This window comes from Streptomyces soli, from assembly GCF_003999195.1.
GTDB classification, from domain to species: domain Bacteria; phylum Actinomycetota; class Actinomycetes; order Streptomycetales; family Streptomycetaceae; genus Actinacidiphila; species Actinacidiphila soli.
Genome location: NZ_RJVR01000257.1, coordinates 43,610 through 59,650 on the forward strand (window position 1 = coordinate 43,610; position 16,041 = coordinate 59,650).

Below are 16,041 nucleotides of genomic sequence, written 5' to 3' on the forward strand. Positions count from 1 at the left end.
ACCGACCCCACCCGCTGACGGAGGGATGTGCCGCCGTGGAGGAGGAAGCCGCCGGCTTCATGCGAACGCTCGGCGCCGGGGAGATCGCCCACCCCGGCGGCACGCTGCTGAACCACCTGCTCCGCGTACGCGCCCTCCTCGCCGCCTGGGGCGCCCGCCCCGAGCTGCGGCTGGCCGGCCTCTGCCACGCCGCTTACGGCACCGACGGCTTCCCGACCGCCCTGCTGCCGCTCGGCCGCCGCGCCGAACTGACCGCCGTCATCGGCGCCGGGGCCGAGCAGCTGGTGTACGACTACGCGAGCTGCGACCGCGAAGCGACCTACGCCGGCCTGGCGGACGACGACGCGGTCTTCCATGACCGCTTCACCGGCCGTACGTTTGTGCCGTCCCCCTCCCTCCGGCGTGACTTCGCCGAGCTGACGGCGGCGAACGAGATCGACCTCGTCCTCACCAACCCCGACGTCGCCGACCGGTGGGGCCCGGGTTTGCTGCGGCTCCTCACCCGGTTCCGGCCCCTGCTCAGCGATTCCGCCTGGAAGGAGTGTCTGACGGCATGCGGATCGACCGGCTCGACCACCTCGTCCTGACCGTCGCCGACATCCAGGCCACGATCGGCTTCTACTCCCGCGTCCTCGGCATGGAGCCGGTGACCTTCGGGGACGGCCGCCGCGCGCTCGTCTTCGGCGACAGCAAGATCAACCTCCACCAGGTCGGCCACGAGCTCGACCCCAAGGCCCGCCGCCCCACCCGTGGCAGCGCCGACCTGTGCTTCATCGTCCGTACGCCCCTGGAGCAGGTGCTCGCCGAGCTCATCAGCAAGGGCATTCGGGTCGAGGAGGGCCCGGTGAAGCGCACGGGAGCGCTGGGGCCTATCGAGAGCGTGTATCTGCGCGACCCGGACGGGAATCTGATCGAGATCAGCACTTACGACTGAGGCCGGTCCGGCAGCAGGTACGCACGCCGTTCGTCGGGCGTCAGCTCGCGGAAGACCCGGGAGCGGGCCCGGCGCAGCAGTGCGTCCAGGTCCGGCCCCGCGGGCTCCCAGATGCGTACGGACCGGTCGCGGCAGGCCGTGGCCAGGCGCGTGCCGTCCGGGTGCCGGGATAGGCCGTTCACCCAGTCGTCGTGCACGCCCAGGGGGCACCTCCTGGACGGAGTCTGGGGAGAGTCGTCGACCGACGACAACGCCGCCAGGCGCCGCCCGTCGGCACGCGACGCCGCCCCACCTATTCGCGCGGCCTCTTAGCCCGTCAATGCGGCCAGATCGGCGGGCGCGTCGTGAAGTGGCCGCCCATTCGCGCGGTTTCGGGGTCGTCCGGGTCGAGTTCGCCGTGCTTGGCGATGAGTTCGGCGGCGTACGGCTCGGAGTCGTCCCGCGGCTCGTAGCCGAGGGCGCGGGCCGGGGCGAGGTCCCACCACACGCGGGTGTTGGCCGAACTGCCGTAGACGACGGTGTGTTTGACGTCGTCGGCGGTGAGCGCGGCGTGGATGAGACGGGCGCCGTCGGCGGGGCTCAGCCAGAGGGAGAGCATGCGGACCGAGGTGGGCTCGAGGAAGCAGGAGCCGATGCGCAGCGAGACCGTCTCCAGGCCGTGCTTGTCCCAGTAGAACTGGGCGAGGTCCTCGCCGAAGGACTTGGAGAGGCCGTAGAAGGTGTCGGGGCGGTGCGGGGTGCCGACCGGGACCAGCGGGTCGTCACCGAGGGGGCGGGGGGTGAAGCCGATGGCGTGGTTGCTGGAGGCGAAGATGACGCGGGCTACGCCCTCCTCGCGCGCGGCCTCGTAGAGGTTGTACGTGCCCTGGATGTTGGCGTGCAGGATCTTCGCGAAGGACGCCTCCAGGGAGATGCCCGCGAGATGCACGATCGCGTCCACGCCCCGGACGGCCTCGCGGATGACGTCGGCGTCGGCCGGGTCGCCGAGGTCGGCGGTGATCGCGTCGGGGGCGCCTTCGACCGGGACGAGGTCGAGGAGTCGCAGCTCGTAGCCGTACTTGGGGAGCAGCTCGCGCATCAGAGTGCCCACGCCGCCGGCGGCGCCGGTGAGCAGGATGGTGCGGGGAGCGGGCATGACGCGTTCTCCTTGAGCCGAGGGTGATGGGCGATGGGTGGTGCTGTGCTTGACCCTGCTGGGACGCTCCCTTAGCGTAACCATGTTCACGGATATGGACAATAATCAGATGGGTGCACCGTAATGACCTCTGTCGCTGCACTGGCCCAGCGCCTGGACGGCTTGCTCTTCTTCCCCGTGACGGCCTTCCGCCCGGACGGATCCCTGGACCTGGACACCTTCCGTGCCCACGTACGTGACGGGATCGACGCGGGTGCGGCGGCGGTCTTCGCATGCTGCGGGACGGGCGAGTTCCACGCCCTGACCCCCGAGGAGTTCGGCCTGTGCGTCGAGGCCGCGGTCGCCGAGGCGGCCGGGCTGGTTCCCGTCGTCGCCGGAGCGGGATACGGAACGGCGCTCGCGCTGCGGTACGCGCGGATCGCGGAGGAGGCGGGTGCCGACGGGCTCCTCGCGATGCCGCCCTACCTCGTCGTACCCGACCAGGCGGGACTGCTGCGGCACTACGCGGCACTCGCCGCCGGGACCGGGTTGGAGCTCATCGTCTATCAGCGCGACAACGCCGTCTTCACCCCGGAGACCGTGATCGAGCTGGCCAAGATCCCCAACATCATCGGCCTCAAGGACGGCGTCGGCGACCTCGACCTGATGCAGCGCATCGTCAGCGCGGTGCGCTCCGGACTGCCCGGCCAGGACTTCCTGTTCTTCAACGGGCTGCCCACCGCCGAGCTCACCGGGCTCGCCTACCGGGGCATCGGCGTCCGGCTCTACTCCTCCGCCGTCTTCTGCTTCGCCCCCGAGATCGCCCTCGCCTTCCACGCCGCGCTCGACGCCAGGGACGACGACACGGTCAACCGGCTGATCGACGGCTTCTACCGGCCGCTCGTCGAACTCCGGCACCAGGGCCGCAGCTACGCCGTCTCCCTGGTCAAGGCAGGCGTACGGCTGCGCGGCCTCGACGTCGGCGAAGTGCGGCCGCCGCTGTCCGAACCGCTGCCCGCACACGTCAAGGAGCTGGCCGAACTGATCGAGCGTGAACGGGCGTTGCTCGGTGACCACTGACCTCAAGGCCTCTGACCTCAAGGCCTCCGTCTTCGTCTACCCCTGGGACGTCATCGGCGACCCCGACGCGCCCCAGCGCCTCGCCGACCTCGGCATCGGCCAGGTCACGCTGGCCTCCGCCTACCACTCCACCCGCGCCCTCACCCCCCGCCATCCCCGGCACCGGATCGTCACCGCCCGGCACGCGGCCGTCCTCTACCCGCCCTCCGAACGGCGCTGGGCCGGCCGCGCCCTGCGGCCCTACACGCAGGACTGGGTGCCGTCCCTCGACGCGTACGGCTCGGCCGCCGAGGCCCTGGCCGACGCCGGGCTGTCCGTCCACTCGTGGGTCGTCCTGGCCCACAACTCCCGCCTGGGCGACGACTTTCCGCATACGTCGGTGGTCAACGCCTACGGCGACCGCTACCCCTGGGCGCCCTGCATCGCCCAGCCCGAGTTCCGCGCCTACGCCACCGCGCTGGCCGCCGAGGCCGCCGTCCGCCCCGGCGCGGCCGGCACCGAACTGGAGTCCTGCGGCTGGTACGGCTTCGCCCACCTCCACGCCCACGACAAGGTGGGCGGCGTCCCGCTGGGCGCTGCCGCGCAATACCTGATGTCGCTGTGCTTCTGCCCCACCTGCGCCGAGGGCTACGCCGGCCTCGGCGCCGACCCCGACGACCTCCGGGCCGCGGTCCGGGCCGCGCTGGCGCCGGTGTGGGCGGGGGAATGGACGGCGGGTCCCGACGAATGGGCGGACATCGAGAAGCTGCTCGGCGCGGACCTCGCCGGGGCGACACTTTCGTGGCGGGGCGAGGTGGCCCGTACGTTCCAGCGGGACGCGATCCGCGCCGTCCGCGACGAGGCCCCCGACGGCTTCCAGGTCCTCCTCCACGCCGACCCCGCCCTCCACCACACCGGCGCCAACGCCGGCGTCGACCCGGCGCACATCCTCGCCCACGCCGACGGCCTCGTCCTCCCCGGCACGGCCGGCCTTGCCGCCTGCACCCCCCACCGCCGCCCCGGCACCGTCCTCGCCGCCAACCTCCCCGTCGTCGCCGGCATGGGCGGCAGCCCCGCCACGCTCGCGGCCGACGCCGCGGTGGCCGCTGCGCTCGGCGCGACCGAGCTGCGGCTCTACCATGCGGGGCTCGCGTCCGATGCGGACCTGGCGGCGGTTCGGTTCGCTCTGCGGTGACCGGGGGCGCGGTGGGTTTGTTGTTGGGCCGGGGGCGTGTCGGGGTGGGTCCTATGAGACAGTGCTGCGGTCGATTTGCGGCCGGCGCCGCGTGGTCGCCCGCCCTGTTCCTCGCCAGCTCGGAACCGGGCGTTCCGCGTCGCCTCAGCGTCTCTACGGACCCACCCCGCCGTCGGCGGCTACCGGCCGATGGGGGTTGCTCGCTCTCCTGCCCTGTCACTGGCCCGGACCACGCATCCGTGGCCGCCCGGCACCCCGGGCCAAGTGGGGGGCGTACGGGGCCCGGGTGCAGGAGGACCCACACCGACCCCCCACCGCCCTCACTGGCGCGGACCACGGGTCCCTGCCACCCGGCAGCCCGGGCCATGGCAGGCGGTGCCGTCGTGGGAGCAGGAGGCGAACGAGCACCGGGAGATCCTGGCGCGGGCGCTGGACGGCGACGCGGAGGGCGCGGCGGGGTTGCTGCACGAGCACATCGCGAGCTTCGTGGCCCGGGCGTTTCCGCAAGAGAGCGGCGGAACCCCATGAGCCGCGGGCGCGCGCGGTGCGGGGACGGTTCCGCGCGCGCCCGCACCCCGTGCAGAGGGCCACGGGCTAAGGGCCAACAGCCGCCGTACAGACACAGGAAGGGCCAGTCCGTATGTCATTCGCAGAGCAGTCGTCAGCGCTCGCCGAGGTCGTGGCGATACCGGTGACCCCGTTCGACGCCGGGGGCGGCGTGGACCGGGTCGCCTACCCTCACTGGAACTGACCGGGGCGCACCCGCGAATTTACATAACGGAATCACAAAGACCGTTGTGGCCCGCGATGTGATGCGCGTAGATAGGCGGTGACCTGGTGAGGGGGGCCCGAATAGGCCAGTGCCGGGTCACTTCCTGACCTCTTGGCCACAACGGCCGGATCCGGAGACCCATTTATGCGCAGATCAGTGAGAGTGACGGCCATAGCCGCCGCCTGTGCCATCGCGGGCGGTGCCCTGTACGGCACCGGTGTCGCGACCGCCGGCGACAACGGCAAGGTCACCGAGGCGAAGCACAGCAGCGAGCCGTACAACATCGGCAAGCTCGTCACCGAGATCGACACGTACTACGGCACGACGAAGGACGCCAACGGCGTCTACCAGGCCTCGCCGGACAGCGCCTACGCCAAGGACACCGCCAGTGTTCTGGACGAGGCGAAGAAGGACATCAAGCCCCTCGCCGCGAAGGGCCTGAAGAAGGGCGAGAAGCCCGCGATCATCCTCGACGTCGACGACACGCTGCTGCTCAGCCTCGACTACGAGAAGAAGACGAACTACACGTACAACAGCACCACTTGGGCGGCCTACGTCGACCAGGCGGACCGTCCGGCGGTCCCCGGCATGACCGGTCTGGTCGACTACGCCAACTCCAAGGGAGTCGAGGTCTTCCTCCTCTCCGGCCTGGCCGAGGCCCAGCGCGGCTCGGCGGTGAAGAACCTCACCGCCGACGGCTACGACCTGAACCTCGCCACGGACCACGTGTTCCTCAAGAACAAGGCGGCCCCGCCGGCCTACCTGAGCAACTGCGCCACCGCCACCTCCTGGACCTGCACCACGGTGCAGTACAAGGCCGGCACCCGTGCGTACGTGGAGTCCCTGGGCTACGACATCATCGGCAACTTCGGTGACCAGTACTCGGACCTCGAGGGCGGCTACGCCGACGAGACGTACAAGATCCCGAACCCGACGTACTTCGTCTCCTAGGAGACAGGAGCGGTGCGCGGCGGCTCTGCCGCGCACCGCTCCCTCCGTCGCGCCGGCGATGAAGCCACGGGCGAAGAGCGCGAAGACGAGGACGAGTGGCGCCGAGGCCATGAGCACCGCGGCCATGACCATGCTGTAGTCGGTGCCGTGCCCGACATTGAGCTGGGCCAGGGCCAGTTGCAGGCAGACCCGACAGGAAAACGTCTGGCGTCTGCCCGCCGGACGGGGTGCTGTGTGCCGGATGCACGGGGCGACCTTCCTCTCCCGGAGGGGAATTGCGCAGAAGCTTTCACTCCGCGCATAGATTTGACAAGAGTCGCTCAGAAAGGTGCGTGACTGTGCTCGACTTTGAGGGGTAGGGTCAGCGCCATGCTTCCTGACCGACGACATGAGCTGATCCTCCGGGCACTCCGCTCGGACGGACCCACCGCCGTCACCGCGCTGGCCGAGCAGTTGGGCACCAGCCAGGCGACGATCCGCCGCGACCTTCTGCTGCTGGAGGACGAGGGCCTGCTCAAGCGGGTCTACGGCGGTGCGGTGCCGGTCATCGGCGAGGACGACCCGTTCACCGACGTGGCGGGCGTACGGGTGGAGGCCAAGGACGCGCTCGCCGCCTGGTGCGCGGCGCAGGTCCGGGACGGCGAGACCGTGCTGCTCGACATCGGCACCACCGCGCACCGGGTCGCCCGGCAACTGCGCGGCCGGTCGCTGACGGTGATGACCAGCAACCTCGCCGTCTACGAGGAGCTGCAGGACGACAAGGAGATACAGCTCGTCCTGCTCGGCGGTGTCGTCCGGCGCGACTACCGCTCCCTGGTCGGCTTCCTCACCGAGGACAACCTGCGCCAGGTCCGCGCCGACGTGCTGTTCCTCGGCACCAGCGGTGTACGGCCCGACGGCCAGGTCCTCGACACCACGGCGGTGGAAGTACCGGTGAAACGCGCCATGATCGCCGCCAGCGACAAGGTGGTGCTCGTCGCCGACGCCGCGAAGTTTCCCGGCACCGGCATGGCCCGGGTCTGCGGCCCCGACGATCTCGACCTCGTCGTGACCAACGCACCCGCCGACGAAAAGACTCGCGCCGCGCTCAGCGAGGCCGGCGTGGAGGTGGTCGAAGTACCCTCCGACACCCCGGGGAGCGACACCCCCTACTCCGACGACAAGCCGACCCCAGACCGCCGCTCCGGTGCGGCATCGCGAGGTGAATCCGCGTGAAACTCACGATTCTCGGTGGCGGAGGCTTTCGGGTCCCCCTCGTCTACCGCGCCCTCCTGGAGGACCGGGCCGACGGCGGAGTCACCCATGTGACCCTGCACGACCTCGACGCCGGGCGCCTCGACGCCATCGTCAAAGTGCTGCGCGAACAGGCGGCAGGGGTCCCCGACCCGCCCGAGGTCACCGTCACCACGGACCTCGACGAAGCCGTCAGGGGCGCGGACTTCGTCTTCTCCGCGATCCGCGTCGGCGGCCTCGCCGGCCGCGTCATCGACGAGCGCGTCGCCCTGGACGAGGGCGTACTCGGCCAGGAGACGGTCGGCGCCGGCGGCATCTCGTACGGACTCCGTACGATCCCCGTCGCCGTCGACATCGCCCGCCGCATCGCCCGGCTCGCCCCCGACGCCTGGGTCATCAACTTCACCAACCCCGCCGGCATGGTCACTGAGGCGATGTCCCGCCACCTCGGCGACCGCGTCATCGGCATCTGCGACTCACCCGTCGGCCTCGGCAAGCGCGTCGCCCGGGCCCTCGGCATCGACCCCGAGCGCGCCTGGTTCGACTACGCGGGCCTCAACCACCTGGGCTGGCTGCGGGCCATCCGGGTCGACGGCGTCGACCTGCTGCCGCGCCTGCTCGCCGACGACGACGCCCTGACCTCCTTCGAGGAGGGGAAGATCTTCGGCGCGGACTGGCTGCGCACCCTGGGCGCGGTGCCCAACGAATACCTCCACTACTACTACTTCAACCGCGAGTCGGTCGCCGCCGCCCGCGCCGCCGAGCACACCCGCGGGGCCTTCCTGCTCGACCAGCAGCAGCGCTTCTACGAGCAGATGCGCGCCCCCGGCACCGCCCCCTTCCAGGCCTGGGACGCCACCCGCCTGGAGCGCGAGGCCACCTACGGCGCCGACGTCCGCGAGGCCGTCGGCGGCGGCGAGCGCGACTCCTGCGACCTGGAGTCCGGCGGCTACGAACTCGTCGCCCTGGCCCTCATGCGCGCCATCGCCCTGGACGAACGTACGACCCTGATCCTCAACGTACGCGGCAGAGGCGCCCTGCCGCCCCTCGACGGCGACGCGATCGTCGAGGTCCCCTGCCACGTGGACGCCAACGGCGCCCGCCCCATCACCGGCGACCCGCTGCCCGACCACGCGGTCGGCCTGGTCATCTCGGTCAAGGCCGTCGAGCGGGCGGTCATCCACGCCGCGACCACCGGCGAGCGGGCGGCCGCGCTGCGGGCCTTCGCCCTGCACCCCCTGGTCGACTCCGTGGCCGTCGCCCAGCGGCTGCTCGACGGCTACCAGAAGCACGTACCCGACCTCGCCTATCTCCGGGACTGAGCCATGCATGACGACCGCAAGCAGGTGGAGGCCCGCCTCGACCGTGCGCTGAAGCAGCGGATCCGCCCGGCCGTGTACGCCGCGTCGGTCCCGCTGACGCTCACCGCCTGGCACGTCCCTGGGGGTACCCCCAGCGAAGCCAGGGGGAGAGCCTCGGTCCCGGTGGAAGAGGCCCTGGCCGCCGAGTACGGGCCGTTCGCGGTCGGTGAGCGCTGGGGGAGGCCCTGGTCCACCAGCTGGATCCGGGCCGTCGGTACGGTCCCGGCCGAATGGGCCGGCAAGCGCGTCGAGGCCGTCTTCGACCTCGGCTTCGTCGGCGACTGGCCCGGCAACCAGGCCGAGGCCCTGGTCTACGACGCCGCCGGGCACCCCGTGAAGGGCATCGAGCCCCAGAACCACTACGTTCCCGTCGCCAACCCGGCGGCCGGCGGCGAACCGGTGGAACTCCTGCTGGAGGCCGCCGCCAACCCCGACATCCTGGCCAACGGCTTCCTGCCGACCCCCTTCGGCGACAAGCTCACCGCCCCGCCCGAGCCGCTCTACACCTTCGCCCGCGCCGACCTCGCCGTACTCGACGAGAACGTCTGGCACCTCATGCTGGACATCGAGGTCGCGGCCGAGCTGATGCGCGAACTGCCCGACACCGACCCGCGCCGCCACGAGCTGCTCCGCGCCCTGGAGCGCATGCTCGACGCCCTCGACATCGCGGATGTGTCGGCCACCGCCGCTGCCGCCCGATCCGAGCTGGTGGATGTGCTGTCCCGGCCCGCGAACGCCAGCGCGCACACCCTGTCGTCCGTCGGCCACGCCCACATCGACAGCGCCTGGCTCTGGCCGCTGCGCGAGACCGTACGCAAGACCTCGCGGACCTTCTCCAACGTCACGGCCCTGGCCGCCGACTACCCCGACTTCGTCTTCGCCTGCTCCCAGGCCCAGCAGTACGCCTGGGCCAAGGAGCACTACCCCGAGGTCTACGCCCGGATGCAGGACGCTGCCAAGGCCGGCAACTGGGTCCCCGTGGGCGGCATGTGGGTCGAGGCCGACGGCAACCTGCCCGGCGGCGAGGCCCTGGCCCGGCAGCTGGTGCACGGCAAGCGCTTCTTCGCCGACGAGTTCGGCGTCGAGTGCGAGGGAGTCTGGCTGCCCGACTCCTTCGGCTACACCGGCGCCTACCCGCAGCTCGCGAAGCTGGCCGGCATGAAGTGGTTCCTGACCCAGAAGATCTCCTGGAACCAGACCAACAAGATGCCCCACCACACCTTCTGGTGGGAGGGCATCGACGGCAGCCGCGTCTTCACCCACTTCCCGCCCGTCGACACCTACAACGCGGTCTTCGCCGGCGAGGAGATGGCCCACGCGGTACGCAACTACGCCGACAAGGGCGGCGGCACGCGGTCGCTGGTCCCCTTCGGCCACGGCGACGGCGGTGGCGGCCCCACCCGCGAGATGATGGAGAAGGCCCGCCGCCTGCGTGACCTGGAGGGTTCCCCCAAGGTCATCGTCCAGGACCCCAACACCTTCTTCCGCGACGCCCAGGCCGAATACCCCGACGCCCCCGTCTGGACCGGCGAGCTCTACCTGGAGCTGCACCGGGCCACGTACACCAGCCAGGCCCGCACCAAGTCCGGCAACCGGCGCAGCGAACACCTCCTCCGCGAGGCCGAGTTGTGGGCCGCCACGGCCGCGCTCCGCGCGGGGTCCTCGTACGGGTACCCGTACGAGGATCTGGACCGCCTCTGGAAGACGGTGCTGCTGCACCAGTTCCACGACATCCTGCCGGGCTCCTCCATCGCCTGGGTGCACCGCGAGGCCGAGGCGACGTACGCCCGGGTGCGGGCGGAGCTGGAGGCGGTCATCGCCGCGGCGACGTCCGCGCTGGCGTCCTCAAACGTCGGACGGGCTGAACATGCCCAGGCCACGCCCTGGGTGTACAACGCCGGGCCCCGGCCGCGCACGGAGGTCGTCACCGTCCCCGCGGAGCTGACCGCCGACGGCAAGCCGCGCACCGTCTACGCCCACCACGTACCCGCGTCCGGTGCGGCACCGCTGACCGAGGCGCAGCCGCTCGTCCCCGTTACCGTCACCGACCGCGTCCTCGACAACGGCCTCGTCCGCCTCACCCTGGACGACGAAGGACTCTTCGCCTCCGTACGGGACCTGGCCGCCGGCCGCGAGGTCCTGGCGCCGGGGGAGCGCGGCAACCTGCTGCGGCTGCACACGGATCTGCCGAACCAGTGGGACGCCTGGGACATCGACCGGCACTACAAGCGGCAGTACACCGACCTCACCGAGGTGGACGCGATCGAGGTGGTCGAGAGCGGCCCGCTGGTCGGCGCGGTCCGGATCGAGCGGAGCTTCGGCAAGTCGAAGATCACGCAGACCGTACGGCTCCGCGCGGGGAGCCCGCGGATCGACATCGAGACCGAGATCGACTGGCACGAGACGGAGAAGATCCTCAAGGCGGCCTTCCCGCTGGACGTGCACGCCGACCGCTCGGCGGCCGAGATCCAGTTCGGGCATGTCTTCCGGCCCACGCACACCAACACCAGCTGGGAGGCGGCCCGGTTCGAGGTCTTCTGCCACCGCTGGGTGCATGTCGCCGAGGCGGGCTACGGCGTCGCGGTCATCAACGACTCGACGTACGGCCACGATGTCGGCCGCGCCGCCCGCGAGGACGGCGGTACGACCACCACCCTGCGCCTCAGCCTCGTCCGCGCACCCCGCAGCCCCGACCCGGCGGCGGACCAGGGCGCGCACAGGATGACGTACTCGCTCCTCCCGGGGGCGTCCGTCGCCGACGCCGTCGAGAGCGGCTACGCGCTCAACCTGCCGCTGCGGGTCGCCCCCGGAGCGCCGGACGCCGAGGCCGCCGCGCCCCTGGTGTGCCTGGACGGCAGGGAGGCGGTGATCGAGGCGGTCAAGCTCGCCGACGACCGGTCGGGGGATGTCGTGGTCAGGCTCTACGAGTCGCTGGGCGGCCGGGCCACGACCACCCTGCGGCCGGGCTTCGCGGTGGCACACGCGCGGGTCACCGACCTGCTGGAACGACCGATGGACGGCGAGCAGCCGATCGAGCCCGACGCGGACGGCGGGATCGCGGTGAGCCTGCGGCCCTTCCAGGTGCTGACCCTGCGGCTGACGCCGCGCGCATAGCGACGCTCAACATCTGGTGCCGGCGCGGTCCCTGGGCGGACCGGCTGACGCTGATCCGGGGCGAGCTGCGGCAGCTCGCCCCGGAGGTGATCGCGCCCCGCACCCCCCTCATCCGCATCACGGAGTGGGCCCCTCCTCTTGATGCCGCCCTTGCCCCGATCGGCCGCTGGGGGCCTCTCGGGCTTCGGGCGGCTGCGCCGGACTCTCCCCCAGCCTTCGGCCGGGGATCCCTGGCTGGTTCCGGCGATGTCACATCCGGGCCGGGCCGGGCCGTCGTACCGCTGAAGGCACGATCCCGCGCCGTCCCGAGGAGGAACGACCTCATGGCCCGCATCTCGCTCGACCCGCCCCGCACCCCCCTCATCCGCATCGCGGAATGGTATTCCCGCCGCAAGTACGGCAAGGTCCTCGACCCGGGCAAGGCCGTCGGCCACAACCCGAAGGTGCTGATGTCCTACGCCCGCTTCGAGCAGTCCGTGGCCAGGTGGAAGGCCCTGGACCCCGGGCTGAAGCACCTCGCCGTCATGGTGTCCGCCGCGCGGATCGGCTGCTCCTGGTGCATGGACTTCGGCCACTGGCAGGCGGAGGGCCTGGGCCTGCCGATGGACAGGATCAGTCTGGTGCCGACGTGGCGGGAGCACGTCGACGCCTTCGGCGAGCTGGAGCTGTGGGTCATGGAGTACGCCGAGGCCATGACCGACACCGAGCCGACCGTCACCGACGCCCTCGCCGAGAAACTGCTCGCCCGGCTGGGCGAGCCCGCGTTCGTCGAGCTCACGGCGATCGTCGCGGTGGAGAACCTGCGCTCCCGCATCAACAGCGCACTGGGCCTGACGAGTCAGGGCTTCTCCGACGCGTGCGCCGTACGACCGGCGAACCGGTGACAAACCACCACAGGAGTACGGTGGAGCAGCCACCCGGTGCACAACCGAGGCGTTTGTAGGGAGCGGTCGTCATGACCGAACAGCTCGGCGGAAAAGGGGACTTCGTCGGGCGTAAGCCCGAAAGCGCGCTGCTCCACCGGCTGTACGAAGAAGCCGCAGCCGGACGGCCGCGGCTGGTCGTCGTCGAAGGGCCGGCCGGTATCGGGAAGACCGCGCTGGTCCGCCGCTCCCTCGCCGAGTGGCCCGCGCCCAGTGTGATGTCGGCCGGGGGCGCGGAGAACGAGGCGACGCTGCCGTACGGCGTACTGGCGCGGCTGGTCGACGACGGTCATGGCTACTGCGACTCGCTGGCCGCCGGGTCCCGGCTGCTCGAGGCGGTCGGCGAACTCCAGAGCCGGGGCCCTGTCGTCCTGGTGGTGGACGACGTCCACTGGGCCGACGCGCCCTCGCTGTACGCGCTGGCCTTCGCCCTGCGGCGGCTGCGCGCCGACCAGCTGTTGGCGGTGCTGACCGTACGGGACGCCGATGACCGGCGACTGCCCGAGGGGCTGCGCCGGGTCCTCGCCGACGACACCACCGTAAGGATGCCGCTGGGCGGGCTGACGGTCCAGGAACTCACCGAACTCGGAGTAAGGATCGGCCGCGGCCCGCTCCCACCGGGGGCGGCGGCCCGGCTGCACGCCCACACCCGGGGCAACCCGCTGCACTGCCGGGCCCTGCTCGAACAGCTCCCGGACGCCGTGCTCGGCGACACCGCGACACCGCTGCCCGCCCCGCATTCGTACGCCATGCTCGTCCTCGACCGGCTCGCGCACTGCGCTCGCCCCACGCGGGACCTGGTCAGCGCGGCCGGGGTGCTGGGCACGACGTGCCCGCTGGACACGGCCGCCCGGCTGGCCGGGCTCGACGACGACGAGATGCTCGCCGCCCTCGACGAGGCGGTGGCGCACCGCCTGTTGAACGAGGAACGGCACGGCTGCGCGACCGCTGTGGCCTTCCCCCATCCCCTGGTGCGCGCGGCCGTCTACCACGAGCTGGGGCCGACCCGCCGGACCGAACTCCACACAAGGGCGGCGGAGACCGCGGACGGGGAGTTCACCCGGCTGCATCACCGGGTGCTCGCCGCCCACGGGCCGGACGCCCGGCTCGCCGCCGAACTCGCCGACCACGCTCGCCACGGCGCCCGCCGCGGCCTGTGGGCGGAGGCGGCGACCCTGCTCCACGACGCGTCGCGGCTCGCCGAGCCGGACACCGAGCGCGGCCGGCTCGCCGTCGAGGCCGTGGAGGCGCTGCTGATGGACGGCCGGGTGGACGAGGCCGTCGGCCTGGTCGACGCGCTGCCGGCCGGTACGACTCCCGCTGCCCGCCGCTACGCAGAGGGCTACGCGGCCGTCGTACAGGGCCACAACTCCCGTGGCGCCACCCTGCTCGACGAGGCGTGGCGGCTGGACGGGTCCGGCGCGGACCCGGCGCTGGCCCCCCGGATCGCGGCGCGACTGGCCTACGTGGAGCTGCTGCGCGGGCACGGCGCCCTGGCCAGGGAGTGGGCCGAGACCGCGCTGCGGGCATCGGACGGCGGTTCCGGCAGCGGCCTGCTGCGTTACTGCCATCTGATCGCGCTCGGGCTGAGTGGCGCGGGGACGGAGGGGCTGGCCCGCACGGACGGGCTGCCCGCCCCGGCGCTCGTACCGCGAGAGGACGCCGACCTGCTGCTCGGCCGCGGGATGCTGCACCTGTGGTCGGACCAGCTCGCCGCCGCTCACAGCGAACTCCAGGCGGCGACAGTCGTGTTACGGCAGGGGCCAGGGCCGATGCGGGTGCTCGCGGTGACGCTGCTCGGTCAGGCCGAACACCGGCTGGGGCGCTGGGACGAGGCGGTGACGCACCTGGAGTTCGCGTCATCGATCGCCATCGACGGCAGTCAGGTCTGGTTCGCCCCCATGCTGCACGCGGAGGCCGCCGTCGTGCTCGCGGCCCGCGGCGACTTCGACCGGGCCGCCTGGCATGTGCGTATCGCGCGGGCGTCCCCGGACCACACGGACGGCACCGACTCCGCGCACTTCTACGCGGCCCGCGCCCAGGCGTTCCTGGCCACGGTCCGCGGCGAGCCGGCGGAAGCCGTCGCCGCCCTGCGATCCCTGACGGCCTGCGACCTGACGCACGCCGTGAACGCGCCTGGCTGTTTCCTCTGGCGGGACCTGCTGGCCGACGCGCTGGTGGCGTGCGAGGTGTACGACGAGGCCGAAGCCGTGCTCGCGGTGTTCGAGGAACTGGCACTCGCCGGTGGCTGCCACTCGGACCTGTCGGCCGTCTGCCGGGTACGCGGCAACCTGCACGCGGCCCGCCACGAGCCCAAAGCCGCGCAGGACGCCTACGCGGAGGGGATCGAGCACGCGGTCCGGGCCGGTTACCCCTTCCACCGGGCCCGGGCGGAACTCGACTTCGGCGTTTTTCTGCGCCGAGCCGGCCACCGCACCACGGCAAAACAGCACCTGCGTGAGGCGCGGGTGCTGTTGGCGGAACTGGGCGCCGTACCTTTCCTGAAGACCTGCGACCGTGAACTGGCCGTCTGCGGGGTCCGACCCGACGGCGCCCCCGCGTCGCCGCCCCGGGACGGCCTCACCCCTCAGGAGCACGCTGTCGCGCAGCTCGCGGCGACCGGGCTGACGAACCGCCAGGTCGCCCGCGAACTGATCCTGAGCGTCAAAACCGTCGAGTACCACCTCAGCAATGCCTACGCGAAGCTCGGCATCGGGTCCCGGATGGGTCTCGTCGAGCAGATTACTTCTGGATGAGGAAGGGCTGGCTGAGCGCGAGCGTCGCCCCGGGGGTCTGACTGCCGTAGCTCACGGAGCCGTACGCCTCGGCCAGGTGGCCCTTGCGCTTGGCCAGTTCGGCCTTGTTCACGGTGAACGTGAAGTTTGCCGCGGGGTTCAGCCAGTTCTGGTCGGCGAAATGTCCCTCGACCTCGCCGGGCTTCGAGGCGCCCTGGACCTTGGCGGGGATGCTGGTGCCGTCTGTGAGGTCCCGGACGACGAGGGTGACGCAGTACGACCCCTGGTTCTGGTGGAGTGTGCCGCCCGCTTCGGCATCGATCACGATCTCGGCGTCCGTGCGGGAGTCCAGGGAGACATCGGCGATCGAGCCCTTCGGCTCGCGGCTGAACACTCGTACGATCTGGGCATCGTTCGGTCCCATGGTGTCCTTTCCCTCGACCGGTGAATCCGGTTCGATGTCTCCAACGCTAGGGACCGCGCGGCACCTTGGCCCCCGGCAAAGCCTCGGGGACAACCCGGGGTACGGGTACGGGGTCGCCTCAGTACGTCACGAAGATCCGCCGCGCCAGCCCGTTCCGATCCTTCACGCCGCCCTCGCACTGCTTCGCAGGCTTCGGGACGGCTGCGCCGGACTCCGTCCGTCGTGC

13 protein-coding genes and 1 pseudogene are annotated in these 16,041 nt (G+C 71.7%); 11 read left to right on the forward strand and 3 right to left on the reverse strand.

The annotated features are described in order from the left end of the window. Positions 1-59: 59 nt before the first annotated feature. Positions 60-587, forward strand: coding sequence for a DUF6817 domain-containing protein (locus EFK10_RS26485; protein WP_127358194.1), 528 nt, complete (start codon positions 60-62; stop codon positions 585-587). Further along, complete coding sequence (locus EFK10_RS26490; protein WP_127358180.1) at positions 554-934, forward strand: VOC family protein; 381 nt, start codon at positions 554-556, stop codon at positions 932-934. Before EFK10_RS26485 ends, EFK10_RS26490 begins: the two co-directional genes overlap by 34 nt. Here EFK10_RS26490 and EFK10_RS26495 read toward each other — a convergent pair. Together EFK10_RS26495 and EFK10_RS26500 are read right to left on the reverse strand one after the other, a co-directional pair. Next, positions 925-1,131, reverse strand: a complete 207-nt coding sequence (locus EFK10_RS26495; RefSeq protein WP_240677469.1) for a WD40 repeat domain-containing protein — start codon at positions 1,129-1,131, stop codon at positions 925-927. The two genes, EFK10_RS26490 and EFK10_RS26495, sit on opposite strands and share 10 nt — an antisense overlap. Positions 1,132-1,250: 119 nt before the next feature. Further along, positions 1,251-2,069 carry an NAD-dependent epimerase/dehydratase family protein gene (locus EFK10_RS26500; RefSeq protein ID WP_127358182.1) on the reverse strand — a complete coding sequence of 273 codons (819 nt, stop codon included), beginning with the start codon at positions 2,067-2,069 and terminating at the stop codon, positions 1,251-1,253. A 123-nt stretch (positions 2,070-2,192) separates the two neighbouring features. Between EFK10_RS26500 and EFK10_RS26505 the strand changes: the two genes are divergently transcribed. From EFK10_RS26505 to EFK10_RS26555, 9 genes and pseudogenes are all read left to right on the forward strand, one after another. Further along, positions 2,193-3,128, forward strand: coding sequence for a 5-dehydro-4-deoxyglucarate dehydratase (locus EFK10_RS26505; RefSeq protein ID WP_127358183.1), 936 nt, complete (start codon positions 2,193-2,195; stop codon positions 3,126-3,128). Then, a complete protein-coding gene (locus EFK10_RS26510; protein WP_127358184.1) occupies positions 3,118-4,302 on the forward strand; it encodes a hypothetical protein in 1,185 nt (394 codons plus the stop codon). The genes EFK10_RS26505 and EFK10_RS26510 overlap by 11 nt, the downstream gene beginning before the upstream one ends. 366 nt (positions 4,303-4,668) lie before the next feature. Further along, positions 4,669-4,830: pseudogene (locus EFK10_RS26515) on the forward strand (GntR family transcriptional regulator); the annotation flags it as partial. Between the two features lie 388 nt (positions 4,831-5,218). Further along, positions 5,219-6,025 (forward strand): HAD family acid phosphatase, encoded by an 807-nt coding sequence (locus EFK10_RS26525; RefSeq protein WP_127358185.1) that lies wholly within the window; start codon positions 5,219-5,221, stop codon positions 6,023-6,025. Positions 6,026-6,394: 369 nt separating this feature from the next. After that, the gene (locus EFK10_RS26535) at positions 6,395-7,240 is read left to right on the forward strand and encodes a DeoR/GlpR family DNA-binding transcription regulator (RefSeq protein WP_127358186.1); all 846 of its coding nucleotides are present in this window, start codon (positions 6,395-6,397) and stop codon (positions 7,238-7,240) included. Beyond that, positions 7,237-8,580: a 6-phospho-beta-glucosidase gene (locus tag EFK10_RS26540; RefSeq protein ID WP_127358187.1), complete on the forward strand. Its 1,344-nt coding sequence runs from the start codon at positions 7,237-7,239 to the stop codon at positions 8,578-8,580. Before EFK10_RS26535 ends, EFK10_RS26540 begins: the two co-directional genes overlap by 4 nt. A gap of 3 nt (positions 8,581-8,583) precedes the next feature. Continuing rightward, complete coding sequence (locus EFK10_RS26545; RefSeq protein ID WP_127358188.1) at positions 8,584-11,733, forward strand: alpha-mannosidase; 3,150 nt, start codon at positions 8,584-8,586, stop codon at positions 11,731-11,733. A 323-nt stretch (positions 11,734-12,056) separates the two neighbouring features. Next, positions 12,057-12,617 (forward strand): carboxymuconolactone decarboxylase family protein, encoded by a 561-nt coding sequence (locus tag EFK10_RS26550; protein ID WP_127358189.1) that lies wholly within the window; start codon positions 12,057-12,059, stop codon positions 12,615-12,617. Between the two features lie 71 nt (positions 12,618-12,688). Then, the gene (locus EFK10_RS26555) at positions 12,689-15,412 is read left to right on the forward strand and encodes a helix-turn-helix transcriptional regulator (protein WP_127358190.1); all 2,724 of its coding nucleotides are present in this window, start codon (positions 12,689-12,691) and stop codon (positions 15,410-15,412) included. Here EFK10_RS26555 and EFK10_RS26560 read toward each other — a convergent pair. Further along, positions 15,399-15,815 carry a hypothetical protein gene (locus tag EFK10_RS26560; RefSeq protein ID WP_127358191.1) on the reverse strand — a complete coding sequence of 139 codons (417 nt, stop codon included), beginning with the start codon at positions 15,813-15,815 and terminating at the stop codon, positions 15,399-15,401. The genes EFK10_RS26555 and EFK10_RS26560 overlap by 14 nt on opposite strands. Between the last annotated feature and the right edge of the window lie 226 nt (positions 15,816-16,041).

Excerpts from the sequence above, each read along its gene's own strand:
- EFK10_RS26535 (WP_127358186.1), top strand. The coding sequence starts at position 6,395 with ATGCTTCCTGACCGACGACATGAGCTGATCCTCCGGGCACTCCGCTCG.
- EFK10_RS26500 (WP_127358182.1), bottom strand. The coding sequence starts at position 2,069 with ATGCCCGCTCCCCGCACCATCCTGCTCACCGGCGCCGCCGGCGGCGTG.
- EFK10_RS26550 (WP_127358189.1), top strand. The coding sequence starts at position 12,057 with ATGGCCCGCATCTCGCTCGACCCGCCCCGCACCCCCCTCATCCGCATC.
- EFK10_RS26545 (WP_127358188.1), top strand. The coding sequence starts at position 8,584 with ATGCATGACGACCGCAAGCAGGTGGAGGCCCGCCTCGACCGTGCGCTG.
- EFK10_RS26505 (WP_127358183.1), top strand. The coding sequence starts at position 2,193 with ATGACCTCTGTCGCTGCACTGGCCCAGCGCCTGGACGGCTTGCTCTTC.
- EFK10_RS26490 (WP_127358180.1), top strand. The coding sequence starts at position 554 with ATGCGGATCGACCGGCTCGACCACCTCGTCCTGACCGTCGCCGACATC.
- EFK10_RS26525 (WP_127358185.1), top strand. The coding sequence starts at position 5,219 with ATGCGCAGATCAGTGAGAGTGACGGCCATAGCCGCCGCCTGTGCCATC.
- EFK10_RS26560 (WP_127358191.1), bottom strand. The coding sequence starts at position 15,815 with ATGGGACCGAACGATGCCCAGATCGTACGAGTGTTCAGCCGCGAGCCG.
- EFK10_RS26485 (WP_127358194.1), top strand. The coding sequence starts at position 60 with ATGCGAACGCTCGGCGCCGGGGAGATCGCCCACCCCGGCGGCACGCTG.
- EFK10_RS26555 (WP_127358190.1), top strand. The coding sequence starts at position 12,689 with ATGACCGAACAGCTCGGCGGAAAAGGGGACTTCGTCGGGCGTAAGCCC.